Genomic DNA, 16,141 nt, shown 5'->3' with positions numbered 1-16,141 from the left:
CACCGAACTTCTTGGACAGAATGGTGGTGATCGCTGCGGTCAGGGTGGTCTTACCATGGTCAACGTGACCGATGGTGCCGACGTTTACGTGCGGTTTGGTCCGCTCGAACTTTTCCTTAGCCATGGCAAAATTTCCTGAATTGAGTCTCTAACAAACAAATGGGTGGTGCCCATGGGCAGAATTGAACTGCCGACCTCTCCCTTACCAAGGGAGTGCTCTACCCCTGAGCTACATGGGCCCTTAAACAGGCAATAACGCTTGGAGCGGGTGAAGGGAATCGAACCCTCGTCGTAAGCTTGGAAGGCTTCTGCTCTACCATTGAGCTACACCCGCCTGCAACAACTAAACGGCTTTCATACTACACGCCGCCAAGACGTAATTAATTCTGGTGGGGGGAGAAGGATTCGAACCTTCGAAGGCTGAGCCGCCGGATTTACAGTCCGGACCCGTTGACCGCTGGGGTAACCCCCCCTGAGAGACCCGAATAGTATAGATACCCGTTTCTTCCGTCAACACCTGTAGCGCATTTTTTTTAATTATTTTTGCCGGAAAATGCACAAAGCCCCGCACTGGGCGGGGCTCTGCTTTTTGCATCAAGCACTTAGCCTTGATCAGGCCTTGCCGGAAATCTGCAGATATTTTGCGTGCAGCTCTTCCTGGGTTTCCGGATGCGCCGGATCCAGCGGGATGCAATCCACCGGACAGACTTGCTGGCACTGCGGTTCGTCGTAATGACCAACGCACTGGGTGCACAGGTTGGGGTCGATCTGATAGATCTCTTCGCCTTGCGAAATGGCGTTGTTCGGGCATTCCGGTTCACAGACGTCGCAGTTGATGCATTCGTCGGTAATCATGAGAGACATAGTAATTTCCTCAAGTATTCACAGTATTGATTCTGTCATCCACCTGCCGCAGTCGCAAGTTCGCCCCGTTATATCTTTATGCGGCGGCCTGCAGGTGCATTACAGCGATTCTTCTTCCAGCGGCCTTGCCAGTGCGTAATGCACGGATGCCGCCTTGTCCTGCTTGATGACTTCCCAGCCGCTGAGGGCTTCAGGCCAATGCCTGGCCTCGAAATACACCACACCGTCTTCTGCCAGCAGCGCTGCTGTCAAAGGCAGCACCTGCTGCAACAGTGTCGAGTCGTATGGCGGGTCCAGGAAGATGACATCGAATTTTTCACGACAGCCTTGCACATAGTGCATTGCATCCATGGCGACTACATCTATATGCGTTGCGGCGAGCAGCTGACGATTCGCCTTGAGCGACTCGACCACCTTGCGCGACTTCTCCACCATGACCACGCGAGCTGCCTCGCGCGATGCGGCTTCGAACCCCAGCGCCCCGCTACCGGCAAACAGGTCGAGGCAGCGTTTGCCATAGAGTTCCTGACCCAACCAGTTGAATACGGTTTCCCTGACGCGGTCCGGTGTGGGCCGCAAGCCCTCGGCATCCGGGAAAGGTAACAAGCGGCGGCGGTACTGCCCACCGATGATACGGACTTTGTTTCGCTGCTGATTCATGATGCATGGGCTGAAAACACAAGGGCGAGAGTTTACTCTTTTCCCGCCTGGCATGCTGCATCGCAAGCAGTTTGACGCTCAAGGTGTAGCGCCTGCCGTCACAATCTGCATTTGCTGCGGGTCAATCCGGCGTTGCCAGGCATCACGAATCTGCGCAATGCTCACCTGGGCTACGGCGCGTGGGTAATCTTCCAGATAGCTCAATGGCAAGTGGTACTGACCGATAACAGCGAGATAGGGCAGCAATTTGCTGTTGCTGTCATAGCGCAATGGAAAGCCGCCAATGATATTGGCCTTGGCCTGGTTCAACTCTGTTTCTGTCGGTCCTTCCTTTATAAAGCGTGCCAGTACCTCACGCGTTGTCTGCAGCGCCAGTCCGGCCTCTGCATTGCGGGTGGCTAGTGAAATGATAAACGGCCCTGCTTGTTGCAATGGTGTGAAGTGGCTGCGCACACCGTAGGTCAAACCGCGCCGTACACGCAGCTCCTGCATCAGGCGGGAGTCAAAGCCACCACCACCCAGAATGTAATTTCCCAGCAACAATGGGTAGTAGTCCGGATCGTCGCGCCTGAGTACCGGCATGCCCAGTGCAATATGGGTCTGGCTGCCTGATCGTGTCAGGTGAACCCGGGCAACAGGCTGCGGTGTTGCTTGTGCAATATCCGGCAAAGGCTGCGTGCTTTGCGGCAAGTTACGCAGCATGGCATTGACCAGTAATTCAGCATCCTGACGTTTTATGTCTCCGACAATGGATACCACGGCCCCTGCTGCGCGGTAATGTTGTTGCCAGAACTGCAGCAGATCTTCGCGCTGGATGGCTTGCAGGCTGTTGACCGTGATGTATGCGGGCCTGGCGTAGGGGTGATCACCATACATGCGTTGTTGCAAGGTGATGTCTGCGCTTGCCCCGGCATCTTCCTGCCTTTGCAGCAGGCTTTCTATGGCGCGTTGCCGTTCGCGATTCAACACGGCCACGGCAAATGTCGGCTGGGTAAGCAACTGGGAGGCCAGTCCGGTGACGCGCTCTTGCAGATCAGGACGGCTCAGGCTGCGCATGCGCAGGCCTGCAGTTTCCAGTTCGGCAAAGCCGTTCAGCTGTGCAGCACTGTTGGCCAGCTGTTGCTGGATGGCATCTTCATCCAGCCGGGCGGTGCCACTATCCAGCAGGCTGGCCACCATGGCTGCCAGCCCTTCCTTACCTGGCGGGTCGCGCCGGCTGCCTGCGTCAAAGTCAACCCGCACATCCAGTATCGGGTTGTCATGTGCTTCTACCAGCAAAACGCGGGCGCCTTGCTGTGTAATCCACGACTGAATCTCGACTGCACTTGCCAGCGAGCTGAACAGGGCCATCACGGCAGCCAGGGTCATTGTTTTAACGGACAAGTCCATCTCCCTTCAATTGACCGGCCATTGTATTTACGCCGCCTTTGCCCAGCAGGGTGACAACAGTAAGCTGGCCATCCTGCAAGGAAGCTGCTGCCTGGCGTACTTGTTCCGCAGTCACCTGCTGCATTTGCTGCCGGATGCGGTCGGCATCACGCCAGGAAAAGCCGACAGACTCCAGCGTACCTACGCGCATGGCCTGGGCAAACAGTGAATCACGCTGGTATATCTCATCCGCATCTAGCCGGAGCCGGGCACGTCCCAGTTCTTGCTCGCTGACACCACGCTCGACGATGTCCCGCAGCTGCTGACGGATGGCAGCTTCCAGTTCTGCCGGCTGCCTGCCACGTGCTTGCGTGGCGGTAATGACAAACAAGGCCTCGCCCCGGCCCAGCATGCTGTAATCGGCAGCTGCCGCATGCGCCAGCGCCTTTCCCCTTTCCATCTGACTAGGCAGCCGTGCAGCGGCATCTCCCGACAACACGGCCTCCAACAGGGCGTAGGCATATGCCTGACCATCCGCCCCGGGACTGAGCCCAGGCACATGCCAGGCCATGCTCAGATAATTGAACTGTGACGGCGCACTCAGCTCCACCCGCTTGATGCCCTGCTGCAAGGGTTCACGCTGCGGATTACGTGCGGGCAATGTTTTGGCCGGGAGACCGGCAAAGTAATGCCTGACCTGCTCAAATACACGAGGCGGATCGACATCACCGACAATCACCAAGGTGACATTGTTTGGCACATACCACTGGCGATACCACTGGCGCAGGTCATCCGCTCTGGCATGGACTAGGTCATCCATCCAGCCAATCACCGGGTAACGAACAGGATTTGCCACAAAGGCATTGGCATACAGCGCTTCTTGCAACAGGCCGGCGGGCTGGTCGTCAGTGCGCAGGCGACGTTCTTCCTTGACGACTTCCAGTTCACGCCGGAAAGCTGCTTCATCTATCTGCAGATTGGCCATGCGGTCGGCTTCAAGCTCCAGTAGCAAGGGCAGCTTGTCGGCAGACAGCTGGGCGAAGTACACCGTGTAATCGCGACTGGTGAAGGCGTTTTCCTTGCCACCGGCCTGGGCAATCCGTCTGGAGTATTCGCCATCCGCAACGCTGGCCGTACCCTTGAACATCATGTGTTCCAGTAAATGTGACAGGCCGGTATGCCCATTGACCTCATCCACACTCCCCACCCGGTACCACAACTGGGAAACCACCACGGGTGATCTTGCATCGCGTACCACCACCACCTTCATGCCGTTGGGCAGTATTGTCTCTTGCGGTGCCGCCATCACCACACCCGCCAATAGCAGGAGCATGCCCAGGATCAGCCCTGATTTTGCTTTCATCACCATCGTTTCTGCCCAGTTGCTCATTTAAGGATACAATTTAGCCATTTATCGCTTCCCCAGACTACACAGACGCATGTTTAGTTTCTTCAAGAAAAAGCCAAAGCCGGTTGAAACCCCGGTTATCGAACCGCAAGCCGAGCCGACCCAGAGCACGGCTGTCGAATCGCCTGTTGCCGTACCGGAAAACAATCCAGCTCCTGTCGTGCAGGCTGAAGCCGTTGCGCCGGTTGTCGCCAGCACGGTTACCGCAGCGGAAATCCCGGCAGCAGAAAGCGCCGCCCCCGCCAAAAAACTCAGCTGGACCGAGCGCCTGAAGGCTGGCCTTTCCAAAACCCGCGACAAGCTGGGCAAATCCTTGGCCGGTTTGTTTGGTGGCGGCAAGATTGATGAGGATCTGTACGAGGAGCTGGAAACCGTCCTCTTGACCGCCGACATGGGCATGGATGCCACCTTGCATCTATTAAAGGATGTGCGCGAGCGCGTCAGCCTGAAAGGTCTGAAAGACGGCAGCGAACTGAAAGGCGCCTTGAAGGATTCGCTGAACGAGCTAATTCACCCGCTGGAGAAGCCGCTGGATGTCAACGGCAAGAAGCCGTTTGTCATCATGATGGCCGGGGTGAATGGTGCTGGTAAAACCACTTCCATTGGCAAACTGGCCAAGTACTACCAGCAGCAAGGCAAGAGCGTGCTGCTGGCAGCCGGCGATACCTTCCGCGCGGCTGCGCGCGAGCAGCTGATGGCCTGGGGCGAACGCAACAACGTCACCGTGATTGCCCAGCAAGGCGGTGATGCCGCCGCTGTTTGTTATGACGCCATCCAGGCCGCCACGGCGCGTGGCATTGATATCGTACTGGCAGATACCGCTGGCCGCTTGCCCACCCAGTTGCACCTGATGGAAGAAATCAAGAAGGTGAAGCGCGTCATCCAGAAGGCCCTGCCGGATGCCCCGCATGAGGTGATTCTGGTGCTGGACGCCAATATCGGCCAGAACGCCATCAGCCAGGTCAAGGTATTCGATGACGCGCTGGGCCTCACCGGCCTGATTCTGACCAAGCTGGATGGCACCGCCAAAGGTGGCGTGATTGCCGCCATTGCCAAGCAGCGCCCCATTCCGCTACGGTTTGTCGGCGTGGGTGAAAGCATTGACGACTTGCGGCCATTCAACAGCAAGGACTATGTCGACGCCTTGTTCGACTAAGTCAGCAATACAATCTATGAGCACCGGCAGACCACTGCCGGTGATGTCTTTCCGGATCAAGGGGAATCCAGCGCATGATTCAGTTCGACCAGGTCACCAAGCGTTATCCCGGTGGCAACGAGGCCCTGAAGAACCTTTCCTTTACCATCGATACCGGTGAAATGGTGTTTCTGGCCGGGCATTCCGGTGCAGGCAAATCCACTTTGCTCAAACTGGTGGCCGGGATAGAACGCGCCACCAGCGGCAGCGTGATTGTCAGCGGGCAAAACCTGTCCAAGCTGCGTAACAGTCAGATTCCCTATGTCCGGCAGCATATCGGCATGGTGTTTCAGGACCACAAGCTGCTGTTTGACCGTTCAGTATTCGACAATGTGATGTTGCCGCTGGACATCATCGGCTTTGACCGCCGCGATGCCGCGCGCCGCGTACGTGCCGCACTGGACAAGGTGGGCTTGCTGTCAAAAGAGAAAACCATGCCTATCCGCCTGTCCGGTGGTGAACAGCAGCGGCTGTGCATTGCCCGTGCCGTAGTACACCGCCCCAGCTTGCTGCTGGCCGATGAACCATCAGCCAACCTGGACCGCGCCTATGCACTGGACATCATGGAATTGTTCAAATCCTTCCATCAGGTTGGCGTCAGCGTGGTGATTTCCGCCCATGATGAAACACTGATGGAAGACTATGGTCGCCGTATCATCCGGTTGAAAGAAGGGCAGTTCGCCGCATGAAACATTATCTGTATCTGAACTGGCAAAGTGCACGGCAGGCTTTGGGCAAGATTGTCCGTCAGCCATTTGGCAGCCTGCTTACCCTGCTGATGTTGTCGATTGCGCTGGCGCTGCCGCTATCGCTGTACCTGAGTGTGAGCAGCATCCAGGAATGGGCGGGCCGACTGACCGCCACGCCGCAGATCACCCTCTTCATGGAGCAGTCTGCCGAAGAAGCAGACCTGGCTGCTGTCTCCAGCACCCTGACCAAGCACCCGCGCATCCAGAGTTTCCAGTTCATTGGCAAGAAACAGGCGCTCTCTGACCTGGAAAAGCGCAATGGACTGGCCGGCTTAAGCGAAGGACTGACTGACAATCCGCTGCCGGACGCCTTTGTGGTTACCCCTAAGACGCTGGAACCGCACGAACTGGAAATGCTGCAAAAAGAGCTGTCCGGCCTGCCCATGGTGGAGACCGCCCAGTTTGATGCCCGCTGGGCCAAGCGCCTGTACGGCATGGTGGAAATGGGCAAGCAACTGACCTGGTTTTTGGGTGCTGCGCTGGGCATCGCACTGGTGCTGGTAACCTACAATGCGGTGCGGATGCAGATTCTGGCACGGCGTGACGAAATTGAAGTGGCCAAGCTGATTGGCGCACCGGACAGCTTCATCCGCCGACCCTTCATGTATCACGCCATGTGGCAGGGTTTGCTGGCCGGACTGGCTGCCTGGGGGCTGACCAGCTGGCTGGTGGTGACGGCCAACCCGGCCATTCACGAGTTTGCCCAGCTTTATAACGAAGCCGTCTCGCTGCGTGGCCTGACGCCGGTGGAGCTGGCCGTGGTACTGGCCGTTTCTGCCGTGCTGGCCATGCTGGGTGCCCGCCTGGCGTCCGACCATCACCTGCGCCAGATACAACCTCGTTAACAATCCTCCCCTTCCCGCCACGGCCGGTTTTCACTTAAGGTGACAACTGGCCGTCCCTGATGAATACCCGCTAGCGACTTGAAAAAAGCTATCGGCATCATAGAAAAATTCATTGACGGTGGAACCTTTGCTTGCTAGCACTCTCTATATGCGAGTGCTAAGATAGCACTACCCAAGGAGGTAGTTACACTGATGACCACAACATTTGCCTTGCCCGTTCCGTCGTCCAGCGGCAGCCTGGAGCAATACATCCAGGCGGTGAACAGTGTTCCCATGCTGACCCCCGAACAGGAAACAGAACTGGCCACCCGCTTCCAGGAAGAAAACGACCTGGATGCCGCTCGCCAGATGGTTCTGTCGCACCTGCGTGTCGTCGTATCCATTTCCCGTGGTTATGCCGGTTACGGCTTGCCACAAGCCGACCTGATCCAGGAAGGCAATATCGGCCTGATGAAAGCGGTAAAACGCTTCGAGCCCGGCCGCGGTGTTCGCCTGTTTTCCTTTGCCGTGCACTGGATCAAGGCCGAAATCCACGAATTCATCCTGCGTAACTGGCGTCTGGTGCGCATTGCTACCACCAAGCCACAACGCAAGCTGTTCTTCAACCTGCGCAGCATGAAAAGCAGCTTCTCTGCCCTGAGTGAGCAGGAAGCGCAGCAGATTGCCGAAGACCTTGGCGTGAAGCCGGAAGAAGTACGTGAAATGGAAACCCGCATGAGCGGGCAGGATATCGCGCTGATGGCCGATGACGGTGATGACGAGTCGTATGCACCGATAGACTGGCTGGCTGATGCCCACCATGAGCCGACCCGCGCACTGGAACGCAAGGCTTTCGATCACCTGCAGACCGAAGGCATCGAATATGCGCTGTCCACTCTGGATGCCCGTAGCCGCCGCATTGTGGAAGCCCGCTGGCTGGCAGACGATGGCGGTTCCACCTTGCACGAACTGGCTGCCGAGTTTGGTGTTTCGGCCGAACGCATTCGCCAGATCGAAGCCAAGGCGCTGGGGAAAATGAAGGCCGCACTGAGTGAAGGTGTGGTGATCGACGACTAAGCCGTCACCCGCCATAACAAAAAGCCCGCGCCAAACGACGCGGGCTTTTTCATTTTCTTCACTGTTTTACCGTCTGAGTGATACAAGCGCCACCTTACGGGCGGCGGTTTGCAGCAACACTCACTCCCCTTCCCCACCCCGGTACTTGGCTGGCAGCTTGTCAAAGACGCGTTGCGCCTCGGCACGCAGGCCTTGCCATTCGGGCACATCCTCATCAATACCATCGAGATAATCCTTGGCATAGGTCGGGAAGGATGCCAGTGCCGTGGCCACGGTTTTGCGCGCCTCATCCTGCTTACCCGCCAGTGCCAGCATCTGCGCCTTTTTCATCATCACATCCGGATAGGGGCGGAAAGCAGTCAGGCGTTCTTCCCACTGCAATTTCTGCGTCAGGTTGCTGCGATCCGCAGTCAGATAATCATCCAGCGTGCTAAGGGCGTGATAGGCAAACAGCGGATGCTCATCCATGATCTGCGCCAGACGCTGCTGGCGCTTGGCATCGCGTGCCGGGTTATCCGTCTGGGTATACAAGCCCACCAGCTCGTTGTAAGTGGACCAGGTGACAATCGACAGATAGCCCACATACACCATACCCAGCAGCCAGGCTGAGCGCACCAGCAAGCCGGCACGCGCAGTCCGTGCCGGTGCCATCGAAGCAAACACCACCAGCATGGCGAGGAAATACAGATACCACAGCGGGTATTCCAGCATGCTGTGAATCAGCGTCACCGCCATGCAACCCAGGGCCAGCATGCCTTCGGCTTCGGCACGCTCGCTGAAGAATGGCCATACCACCCAGACAAAGCCGACTACCACGGCCAGGGTGATGGGCAGGCCCATTTCCGCCAGCAATTGCAAAATGAGGTTATGGCAATTGGTGAACAGGCCGCTATTGAAGCCAGCACTGGCAAACTGCGGCAGCGGCTGCAAACGTACGCTTTCCGCTGCATATTGCGACCAACCCACCCCCCACAACGGGTGGGTTTTGAAGGTCATCCAGGCCTTGGTCATTTCGGCAATACGGCGCGAACCCATGTCATCCCCATTAGCCGCCAGCCGCTCCACGCCGGAGGCATTGGTCACATTGGCATGGGTAAACAGCGAAATCAGGTGATTGACCAAAGGCAAGGCAAACTGCGCGGCGAAGATCACCACACAGGCCAGCAACATCGCCCACATCAGGCGGCGCGACTCCTGGCTACGCATGCGCCAGTGCCATACAAAGCCAAGCATGGTCAGTGCCAGCAGATACAACAGCGTGGTACGCGATGCAGCATAAGCCAGCATCAGGCCGAACCAGACCACCAGCAAGGCCAGCCAGCCACGCGCCATGCGGTCCACCGCAAACAGGTATACCCCGCTCACCACCGACCACATCAGATAATGCGCGTACTGATTGCGCTGGCCGATATGGCCAAAAATATTGGTAGTGGGGTGCGCACTGTCATAAAACAGGCCCAGCGTGTGGGCAAGGCCGGTCAGCTGTGCGAGGCCAATCAGCGACTGCACCAAACCACCCACAATCACTGCCCGCGCCAGCCAGATGGCAAAGTCACGCGGCCCGAATGTCTGCTGCAGGCTGTAGGACAGCCCCGCCAGCAAGGCCACCACCAGCCAGGCCAGTGCGGTGGCATAGGTCATGCCGGGAAACAGGGCCTGCACCAGCTGCGGCTGCACACCCCACAGCAGTGCGAGCAACAAACACCACCAGCTGGCGCGTGGTACACGTTCAAACAAAGTTGCCGACGGTAGCAGGAATACGGCGGAAGCCAGCATCAACCACACCACATTCATCTCGCCAAACCATTGCGGTAGCGGGACAAAATGAATGCGGGATGCAAAGGGCAGGATGGCAATCAGGCAAAACGCCAGCAAGGCCATGCGGCGGGAGATCGTCGGAAAGGACATGATGAAATAGGGGAGCCGAAAGCAAAACAAGGAGGATACCGCATGTCTGACAGGAAGACACCGCCAGCCTGGGCCGACGGTGCCTGTGGACGATCAGAACAGCGCTTTGCGGGTGACGGGGGCGGCGACGGTCATGACGGCGGCAATTCTGCTATTGGTAGTTACAGCCTGGGGATTGCCATAAGCAACTACCGCTTTTCTGGTCATCTCTCTGATCATTAGCAAGGATTGCTCTTTCCTGGAGTCAAGATCTGACAGGAATGCAGGAAGCATGTCTGGAAAATTAGCAATGGCGAGCACCATTACACTTCTGGCTTTTTGTGGTTGATTATTCAGCGAATACAAAATTGCCAACTTGAATAAAAGTTGGGGATATGGCATAGAGTATGACATCTCCTCAAAGAGTTTAATTTTGTAATCAATCTGACTACTGGTTGGTAATAAATAATTGGACAATACCAATTGAGCTTCCGGCCTCCAGAGTGGATTTTTTTCAATTTCCTGCAGACGAACAACTCTGCGAATATTTTCCGCAATACTTGGCACCGGCATATTATAACCAACCAATTCATAAAATACCGTTCTACCAAAATAGAAATTCATAAAACAGCATGCAGCAACAGCCAAAGAGATCACAGAGCAAAACATCTTGCTCATATCTAGTCTATAGGAGGCAACTGGTGAAAATGCACAAATCGTGTACAACATAGCCAAAAATGGCCAGTACCACAAAGGATACTCCAACATGCTATGCCCAAGAATAATACCTGCAATACAAATCAAAAAAAGATTCTCTACATTCTGCTTTCCTTTAGAAAAATAGGGAAACAGACAAAACGCAAGACCGAACACAACAACCACCGCACCAAATATACCAGTTTCAGCCAACAACTGAAAAACCAGATTATGGCAATTTGTAAACAACCAACTTTCAGGATATTTTGGATAGCCTGAAAATGCCTCCATTTGAACACTGTAATGGGCAAAATTTCCTAAACCGACGCCAAAGAGAGGATGGGAAAGAAAAATATCCCATGCTTTCGCCCATTCAACTCGTCGTCGCGCACCAAGATCGGCGGCAAGAATCCGGTCAGCACCACTCTGGGCATGAATTGGCAGTCCAATAGAGTTAAGAATCAAATCAATTTGATTACTGAATATTTGAATCAATGAAAACAAGATTACAGACAAAACCAAACCAACAACCATCTTTTTTACATAAAGCTCCTCACTCGAGCGCCGCATCCAATACCACCCCAACAAGCAGATAATAAGATTATAGCCAAAGGGAAGACGAGAACCACACCAAGCGATCAAAACTTCAATCGAGAATACAGATCCAACAAAAAACAAAAACCTCAACTTTCCCTTCGCATACAAATAGCAGGCAGCAACCACTCCCCATCCAAGAAAATTTGCATAGTGGTTTCTTTGTCCGATATTGCCAAATATATTTCCTGTTCTATTATTCACATCATACGTAACAAATCCATTTAAATACTTGGCAAAGTCAATCACCTGAGAAAACCCCAGCAAAACTTGCACCAAGGCTGCAATAAAAATCATTGCAGATAAAAAATCAAGAAAAATAATTCTTTTTTCTTGAACAGACAAATCACCCAAACTGACAAAAAAGAAAAATAGCAAAAACAGCAATGCCGCAGGAACAACAAGGTCAGCAGAATGGGATAAGATCAGCGCAATAACAAAGATCAACACCACTATACTAATTCGAGAAAGTCGATAGCCACACCCATTCAACACACATACAACCAAAGCCAGACCAAGCGAAAAAATTCCTAACGCGGTGAAATACCAGTCCGCCAGAGGAGCAAATCTTAAAAAGTTAAAAAAGGGCAATAAAATAGCCAGTCCAAGAAAAAAAACAACAACCCTGTCACTTCTCCAAGACATTCGTCACCCCAATGAAAAAAGGGTGCTATATTTAGCACCCTTTAAATATTAAAATTTAATTAACGGCAGTTAGCAGGCAAGTACTTGGAATCAATATTAACTGCAGCGCAAGTCCAAGTCACACCACCGCTAGCCAGAGTACCAGTCAGAGAGAATTGGTCTTTGTTGGGACCAACGGTACCGCCAATAGAGTCATTCATCCAGACAGTGATAACACCATTTGAACCGCTGGTATTGTAAGATACCCCACTTACGTTTTTAGTACTAGAAGAAGTGAAGTAGGTAGAACCAGAGGCTTGAGAAGGAAAACTACCGTTGGTAATAGCTGATTCAGAAATCGCTGTTTTAGCTGCATCTGCCATCGACAAACCTTCAGAAACCTTTGCACGAACGGTGTAGTCCTGATAGGCCGGAATAGCAATTGCAGCCAGAATACCGATGATCGCAACTACAATCATCAATTCAATCAGAGTAAAACCCTGTTGGATTTGCTTTTTCATAGAAATCTCCTTAAGAACTAGCGACATGAAGACGGTAAGTATTTCACATTCTGGCCACTTCCAGAACATGTCCAACTTATAGAATTACTACTGGTCACACTTGATGTCAAAATAACCTGAATACCGGATGCAATGGCACTGGGAAATGAAACAGTTATAACACCCGCACCACCACTTGCCGTTACTTGCAAATTGCTTACATATGTACCGGAAACTATTGACGGGATACCAGCACTCGCATTACTACTTGGCCATGTATTATTCGAAAAATAATACTCACTAACTGTAGTTTTCGCAAAATCGGCGAAAGACACACCCTCAGCAACTTTTGCTCTGATTGTATAGTCCTGATACGCCGGTATCGCAATCGCAGCCAGAATGCCGATGATGGCTACCACTATCATCAGTTCAATCAAGGTAAAACCGTTATTGCGTCGCATGCCCCTCTCCGTGGTATGCACGGGCTACATAATGCAGAAAGCGTGCCAGGTGGCTGCGCGCCGTGTTTTCAGGGCGTGACGCCATCACTCACCCTGCATAGGCTGTCAGCATGTGACGTTTTTTGTCAGTTCCGGCTGCCGGGACTGGCTGTGTTAGCATCCTGCCATTCCCGCATACAGGAGCCCTCATGAGCAACCAGGACTGGCTGAACCGCAGCCGCGACAGCGTCTGGCACCCTTGCACCCAGATGAAACGCCACGAAACCCTGCCCATCATCCCCATTGCCAAAGCCGAAGGGGTATGGCTGGAGGATTTCGACGGCAATCGTTACCTGGATGCCGTGAGTTCCTGGTGGGTGAACCTGTTCGGTCATGGCCATCCGCGTATCAAGCAGGCCATCAGGCAGCAACTGGATGAGGTGGAACATGTGATCCTGGCCGGTTTCACCCACAGGCCGGTGATCGAACTGTCCGAGCGCCTGTCGGCGCTGACCGGGCTTGGCCATGTGTTCTATGCCTCGGATGGTGCCAGCGCCACCGAAATTGCCCTGAAGATGAGCTTTCATTACTGGAAGAACATCGGCCAGCCGGAGAAGTGCCGTTTCATCAGCCTGGATAACAGCTACCACGGTGAAACCGCCGGTGCGCTGGCCGTCACCGATGTTCCACTGTTCTCCGCCACCTATGCGCCGCTGCTCAAACCTGGCGTGCGGGTGCCATCGCCGGATGCAAGACTGGCACGACAAGGGCAGAGCGCTGAAGATGTCGCGATGACGGCGATTCGCTCGCTGGAAAATGTGCTGACAAAGAAGGCTGGCGAAATGGCGGCCATCATTGTGGAACCGCTGGTACAGGGTGCGGCCGGCATGGCCATGTACCACCCGGTCTACCTGACAGAACTGCGCCGCCTGTGCGATCAGTACCAGGTACACCTGATTGCCGATGAAATTGCCGTTGGCTTTGGCCGCACCGGCACGCTGTTTGCCTGCGAGCAGGCCGGTATCAAACCGGACTTTCTCTGCCTGTCCAAAGGCATTACCGGTGGCTTCCTGCCCCTGTCCTGTGTACTGAGCACCGACACCATCTATCAGGCGTTTTATCACGATGATGTCACCCGCGGCTTTTTGCACTCCCACAGCTACACCGGCAATGCCCTGGCTTGCAGCGCCGCCCTGGCGGTGCTGGACATTTTTGCCGACGAAGACATCATTGCGCGCAACCGCGAACTGGCCGCCACCTTTACCGACATTCTGGCACCGCTGGCTGAACGGGCGGATGTGCGTCACTTCCGCCATACCGGCATGATCTGGGCGTTTGATGTAGAAAGCCCGCGCGCCGACTTTGCACAAGCGTTTTTCTCGGCCATGCTGAAACTGGGCTGTCTGGTCAGACCGATCGGCAAGACGGTGTACTTCATGCCGCCTTATGTCATGCAGCCCGCGGAAATGATGCAGCTGTTCCAGGCCACCAGCACCGTACTGGATGCCCTGCATCAAGAAAACACGATTTTGACCGGGCCGGTCACCGCGTTGCCGTGAGGATTACCTTGCCTAGGCGGGCTTGATTCAAATAGCATGAGCGATACAAGGAATGGCAGATCAACCATCCATATGGTTTGTCATTCCGCCAGAACTCATTCCCTTACCCGCCTAGCCACAGGATGCACGATGCAGCTTGCCTTGCCCGCTCTGGATATGGACCCGAGATTGGTAGACACCAACCCTGACAGCGTTGCCAGCTGGGTAGAACGCTTGCCCTACACCGACCTGCATGAATGCGGCCGCCAGATGCTGGATGCCTTGCGCAATCTCAGCCGTACCCCGATGGAAGTGGCCAACCGCCACAAGCTGCTGCTGCAATACCTGAAAGGGCTGGACCGCTACTACCCGGCGCTGGAAAGTGAAATCATCCAGACCGATCTGACCTCGGCACCGCGCACCCGCCAGCTGGCCATGCTGGGCGCAGCCCTGTTCGAAGCCATTTTCATTGCCTTCAAACGCACGCTGAGCGAGCGGCTGGCCAAACGTGGCCTGCTGGAACGGGAGCAGCAGCGCATCGAACTGCTGTTGTACACCATGATGTCGGCACGCCAGTTGCTGAGCATCTGCTGCCAGAGCTACAGCCCGCCACCGGCACACTTCTGGTACGACTGCCACCAGCTGTTCAGCTTTGCCCTGGCGCGCGGCTGGCAGGACAAGCATCTGGAAAACGACGATTCACCGGCCACCATTTACCGCCAGATCCTGCTGTTGGGGCTGACCTCCACCAACCGGCTGTCCATGCCGGAATTACTGGTGGCCAAGCAGTTGATCATGGATCTGGCCCATCAAACCGGTCTGGTTCCGGTTGAGGCAATCCAGGGCCAGGCCCATGGCTATCTGGTGGATGCCAGCCGTGACGAACCGCCGCGCTTTCTGCGTATCCAGGCGGAAACCCTGGAAGCGGGATGTTATCTGCTGGACCTGGTACCGGCCATTACCGTGCTGAATCACAGCATCGAGCAATTGACCAAGGTACAGAACACCAGCAGCAACCCCAGCCAGACTTACGATGAGCTGCACCTGCTGCAATCGCTGGCTGCCGAATGGCAGCAACCGCGCCGCCGCCGACACCAGCGCCTGCCGATCCAGGAAGTAATCGAACTGATTTCCACCGTGCCGGCCATCTGGTATCGCAGCAACGGCATGAGCTGGGTGCAGGCCGGCAACGAAGAAGCCGCACCGCCCCCCACCACCCGCGCACCGCCGCCGCCCAGCCTGTTTGTGGTGGTGAACCAGAGTGCCACCGGCTTTCTGCTGCGCGGCCAGCCACGCGGCCAGACCCTGCGCGCTGGCGAAGCTGTGTTGCTGACTCATCCGGGCAAACCTGACAGCGCCCAGTTGTGCATGGTGTGCTGGGTATCCTTGCTGCCGGATGGGGTAGATGTGGAATGCGGGGTGGAAATCATCGCGGCCAAACCCGAAGCCGTCATGGTGATTCCCACCATTACCCATCCCAGCGACACCCCGCAATTTGCCCTGCGCCTCCCGGCCATTGCCAGCCTGCGCCGTCCGGCCCTGCTGTTGATGCAAGGCCGCCCGTTCAGCCGGCTGCGCGAATTCCGCCTGTGGGATGACAAGGGTGACATGCTGGTACGCTCCTCCAGGCTGGACAAGCAATCCCCCCACTTCCAGCTGATGGAATTTCGCGATAGCGACCACTTCTGAGCCACGCCCAGGCTGTCCGGTTTGCGGT

The 16,141-nt window shown here is 55.3% G+C and carries 15 protein-coding genes and 3 tRNA genes; 6 read left to right on the top strand and 12 right to left on the bottom strand.

All coding sequences use genetic code 11. The annotated features are described in order from the left end of the window. The 8 genes from ACE3SE_RS19455 to ACE3SE_RS19420 all read right to left on the bottom strand — a co-directional run. Positions 1-124: GTP-binding protein (locus ACE3SE_RS19455; RefSeq protein WP_034985951.1), on the bottom strand; the 124-nt coding region annotated here is incomplete at its 3' end. 40 nt (positions 125-164) lie between these two features. Next, a tRNA-Thr gene (locus tag ACE3SE_RS19450) sits at positions 165-239 on the bottom strand. Positions 240-260: 21 nt separating this feature from the next. Beyond that, positions 261-334: transfer RNA gene (locus ACE3SE_RS19445), tRNA-Gly, on the bottom strand. A gap of 53 nt (positions 335-387) precedes the next feature. Continuing rightward, positions 388-473, bottom strand: a tRNA-Tyr gene (locus ACE3SE_RS19440). A gap of 139 nt (positions 474-612) precedes the next feature. Next, positions 613-864: a YfhL family 4Fe-4S dicluster ferredoxin gene (locus tag ACE3SE_RS19435; RefSeq protein WP_045846381.1), complete on the bottom strand. Its 252-nt coding sequence runs from the start codon at positions 862-864 to the stop codon at positions 613-615. 99 nt (positions 865-963) lie between these two features. Continuing rightward, positions 964-1,524 carry a 16S rRNA (guanine(966)-N(2))-methyltransferase RsmD gene (gene rsmD, locus ACE3SE_RS19430; RefSeq protein WP_045846380.1) on the bottom strand — a complete coding sequence of 187 codons (561 nt, stop codon included), beginning with the start codon at positions 1,522-1,524 and terminating at the stop codon, positions 964-966. A gap of 78 nt (positions 1,525-1,602) precedes the next feature. After that, on the bottom strand, positions 1,603-2,907 hold the full coding sequence (locus ACE3SE_RS19425; protein ID WP_374557610.1) for a M16 family metallopeptidase: 1,305 nt from the start codon (positions 2,905-2,907) through the stop codon (positions 1,603-1,605). After that, the gene (locus ACE3SE_RS19420; RefSeq protein ID WP_374557608.1) at positions 2,897-4,255 is read right to left on the bottom strand and encodes a M16 family metallopeptidase; all 1,359 of its coding nucleotides are present in this window, start codon (positions 4,253-4,255) and stop codon (positions 2,897-2,899) included. Before ACE3SE_RS19420 ends, ACE3SE_RS19425 begins: the two co-directional genes overlap by 11 nt. Before the next feature lie 76 nt (positions 4,256-4,331). Here ACE3SE_RS19420 and ftsY point away from each other — a divergent pair, with 76 nt between their 5' ends. From ftsY to rpoH, 4 genes are all read left to right on the top strand, one after another. After that, the gene (gene ftsY, locus ACE3SE_RS19415; RefSeq protein ID WP_045846378.1) at positions 4,332-5,456 is read left to right on the top strand and encodes a signal recognition particle-docking protein FtsY; all 1,125 of its coding nucleotides are present in this window, start codon (positions 4,332-4,334) and stop codon (positions 5,454-5,456) included. 74 nt (positions 5,457-5,530) lie between these two features. After that, the gene (ftsE, locus tag ACE3SE_RS19410; RefSeq protein ID WP_045846377.1) at positions 5,531-6,184 is read left to right on the top strand and encodes a cell division ATP-binding protein FtsE; all 654 of its coding nucleotides are present in this window, start codon (positions 5,531-5,533) and stop codon (positions 6,182-6,184) included. Continuing rightward, the gene (gene ftsX, locus ACE3SE_RS19405; RefSeq protein WP_045846376.1) at positions 6,181-7,089 is read left to right on the top strand and encodes a permease-like cell division protein FtsX; all 909 of its coding nucleotides are present in this window, start codon (positions 6,181-6,183) and stop codon (positions 7,087-7,089) included. The genes ftsE and ftsX overlap by 4 nt, the downstream gene beginning before the upstream one ends. Before the next feature lie 192 nt (positions 7,090-7,281). Beyond that, on the top strand, positions 7,282-8,145 hold the full coding sequence (gene rpoH / locus ACE3SE_RS19400) for an RNA polymerase sigma factor RpoH (RefSeq protein WP_045846375.1): 864 nt from the start codon (positions 7,282-7,284) through the stop codon (positions 8,143-8,145). A 120-nt stretch (positions 8,146-8,265) separates the two neighbouring features. Here rpoH and ACE3SE_RS19395 read toward each other — a convergent pair whose 3' ends face one another. From ACE3SE_RS19395 to ACE3SE_RS19380, 4 genes are all read right to left on the bottom strand, one after another. Beyond that, on the bottom strand, positions 8,266-10,053 hold the full coding sequence (locus ACE3SE_RS19395; protein ID WP_374557604.1) for a PglL family O-oligosaccharyltransferase: 1,788 nt from the start codon (positions 10,051-10,053) through the stop codon (positions 8,266-8,268). A 93-nt stretch (positions 10,054-10,146) separates the two neighbouring features. Next, entirely contained in the window at positions 10,147-11,967 is a 1,821-nt protein-coding gene (locus ACE3SE_RS19390; protein ID WP_374557602.1) for a PglL family O-oligosaccharyltransferase, read from the bottom strand. A gap of 59 nt (positions 11,968-12,026) precedes the next feature. Further along, a complete protein-coding gene (locus ACE3SE_RS19385; protein ID WP_374557600.1) occupies positions 12,027-12,467 on the bottom strand; it encodes a pilin in 441 nt (146 codons plus the stop codon). Between the two features lie 17 nt (positions 12,468-12,484). Then, entirely contained in the window at positions 12,485-12,907 is a 423-nt protein-coding gene (locus ACE3SE_RS19380; protein WP_374557598.1) for a pilin, read from the bottom strand. A gap of 188 nt (positions 12,908-13,095) precedes the next feature. Between ACE3SE_RS19380 and ACE3SE_RS19375 the strand changes: the two genes are divergently transcribed. Then, a complete protein-coding gene (locus ACE3SE_RS19375; RefSeq protein WP_131356175.1) occupies positions 13,096-14,445 on the top strand; it encodes an adenosylmethionine--8-amino-7-oxononanoate transaminase in 1,350 nt (449 codons plus the stop codon). A 129-nt stretch (positions 14,446-14,574) separates the two neighbouring features. Continuing rightward, positions 14,575-16,113: a hypothetical protein gene (locus tag ACE3SE_RS19370; protein ID WP_131356177.1), complete on the top strand. Its 1,539-nt coding sequence runs from the start codon at positions 14,575-14,577 to the stop codon at positions 16,111-16,113. Positions 16,114-16,141 lie beyond the last annotated feature (28 nt).

It is taken from the genome of Aquitalea pelogenes, from assembly GCF_041914625.1.
GTDB classification, from domain to species: Bacteria; Pseudomonadota; Gammaproteobacteria; order Burkholderiales; family Chromobacteriaceae; genus Aquitalea; species Aquitalea pelogenes.
The sequence above is the reverse complement of the archived record's forward strand: the minus strand, read 5'-3'. Positions and strand labels throughout refer to the sequence as shown.

Coding starts and splice junctions, on each gene's coding strand:
- ACE3SE_RS19435 (WP_045846381.1), bottom strand. CDS start 864: ATGTCTCTCATGATTACCGACGAATGCATCAACTGCGACGTCTGTGAA.
- ACE3SE_RS19420 (WP_374557608.1), bottom strand. CDS start 4,255: ATGAAAGCAAAATCAGGGCTGATCCTGGGCATGCTCCTGCTATTGGCG.
- rpoH (WP_045846375.1), top strand. CDS start 7,282: ATGACCACAACATTTGCCTTGCCCGTTCCGTCGTCCAGCGGCAGCCTG.
- ftsX (WP_045846376.1), top strand. CDS start 6,181: ATGAAACATTATCTGTATCTGAACTGGCAAAGTGCACGGCAGGCTTTG.
- ACE3SE_RS19390 (WP_374557602.1), bottom strand. CDS start 11,967: ATGTCTTGGAGAAGTGACAGGGTTGTTGTTTTTTTTCTTGGACTGGCT.
- ACE3SE_RS19380 (WP_374557598.1), bottom strand. CDS start 12,907: ATGCGACGCAATAACGGTTTTACCTTGATTGAACTGATGATAGTGGTA.
- rsmD (WP_045846380.1), bottom strand. CDS start 1,524: ATGAATCAGCAGCGAAACAAAGTCCGTATCATCGGTGGGCAGTACCGC.
- ACE3SE_RS19385 (WP_374557600.1), bottom strand. CDS start 12,467: ATGAAAAAGCAAATCCAACAGGGTTTTACTCTGATTGAATTGATGATT.
- ftsY (WP_045846378.1), top strand. CDS start 4,332: ATGTTTAGTTTCTTCAAGAAAAAGCCAAAGCCGGTTGAAACCCCGGTT.
- ACE3SE_RS19375 (WP_131356175.1), top strand. CDS start 13,096: ATGAGCAACCAGGACTGGCTGAACCGCAGCCGCGACAGCGTCTGGCAC.
- ftsE (WP_045846377.1), top strand. CDS start 5,531: ATGATTCAGTTCGACCAGGTCACCAAGCGTTATCCCGGTGGCAACGAG.
- ACE3SE_RS19370 (WP_131356177.1), top strand. CDS start 14,575: ATGCAGCTTGCCTTGCCCGCTCTGGATATGGACCCGAGATTGGTAGAC.
- ACE3SE_RS19395 (WP_374557604.1), bottom strand. CDS start 10,053: ATGTCCTTTCCGACGATCTCCCGCCGCATGGCCTTGCTGGCGTTTTGC.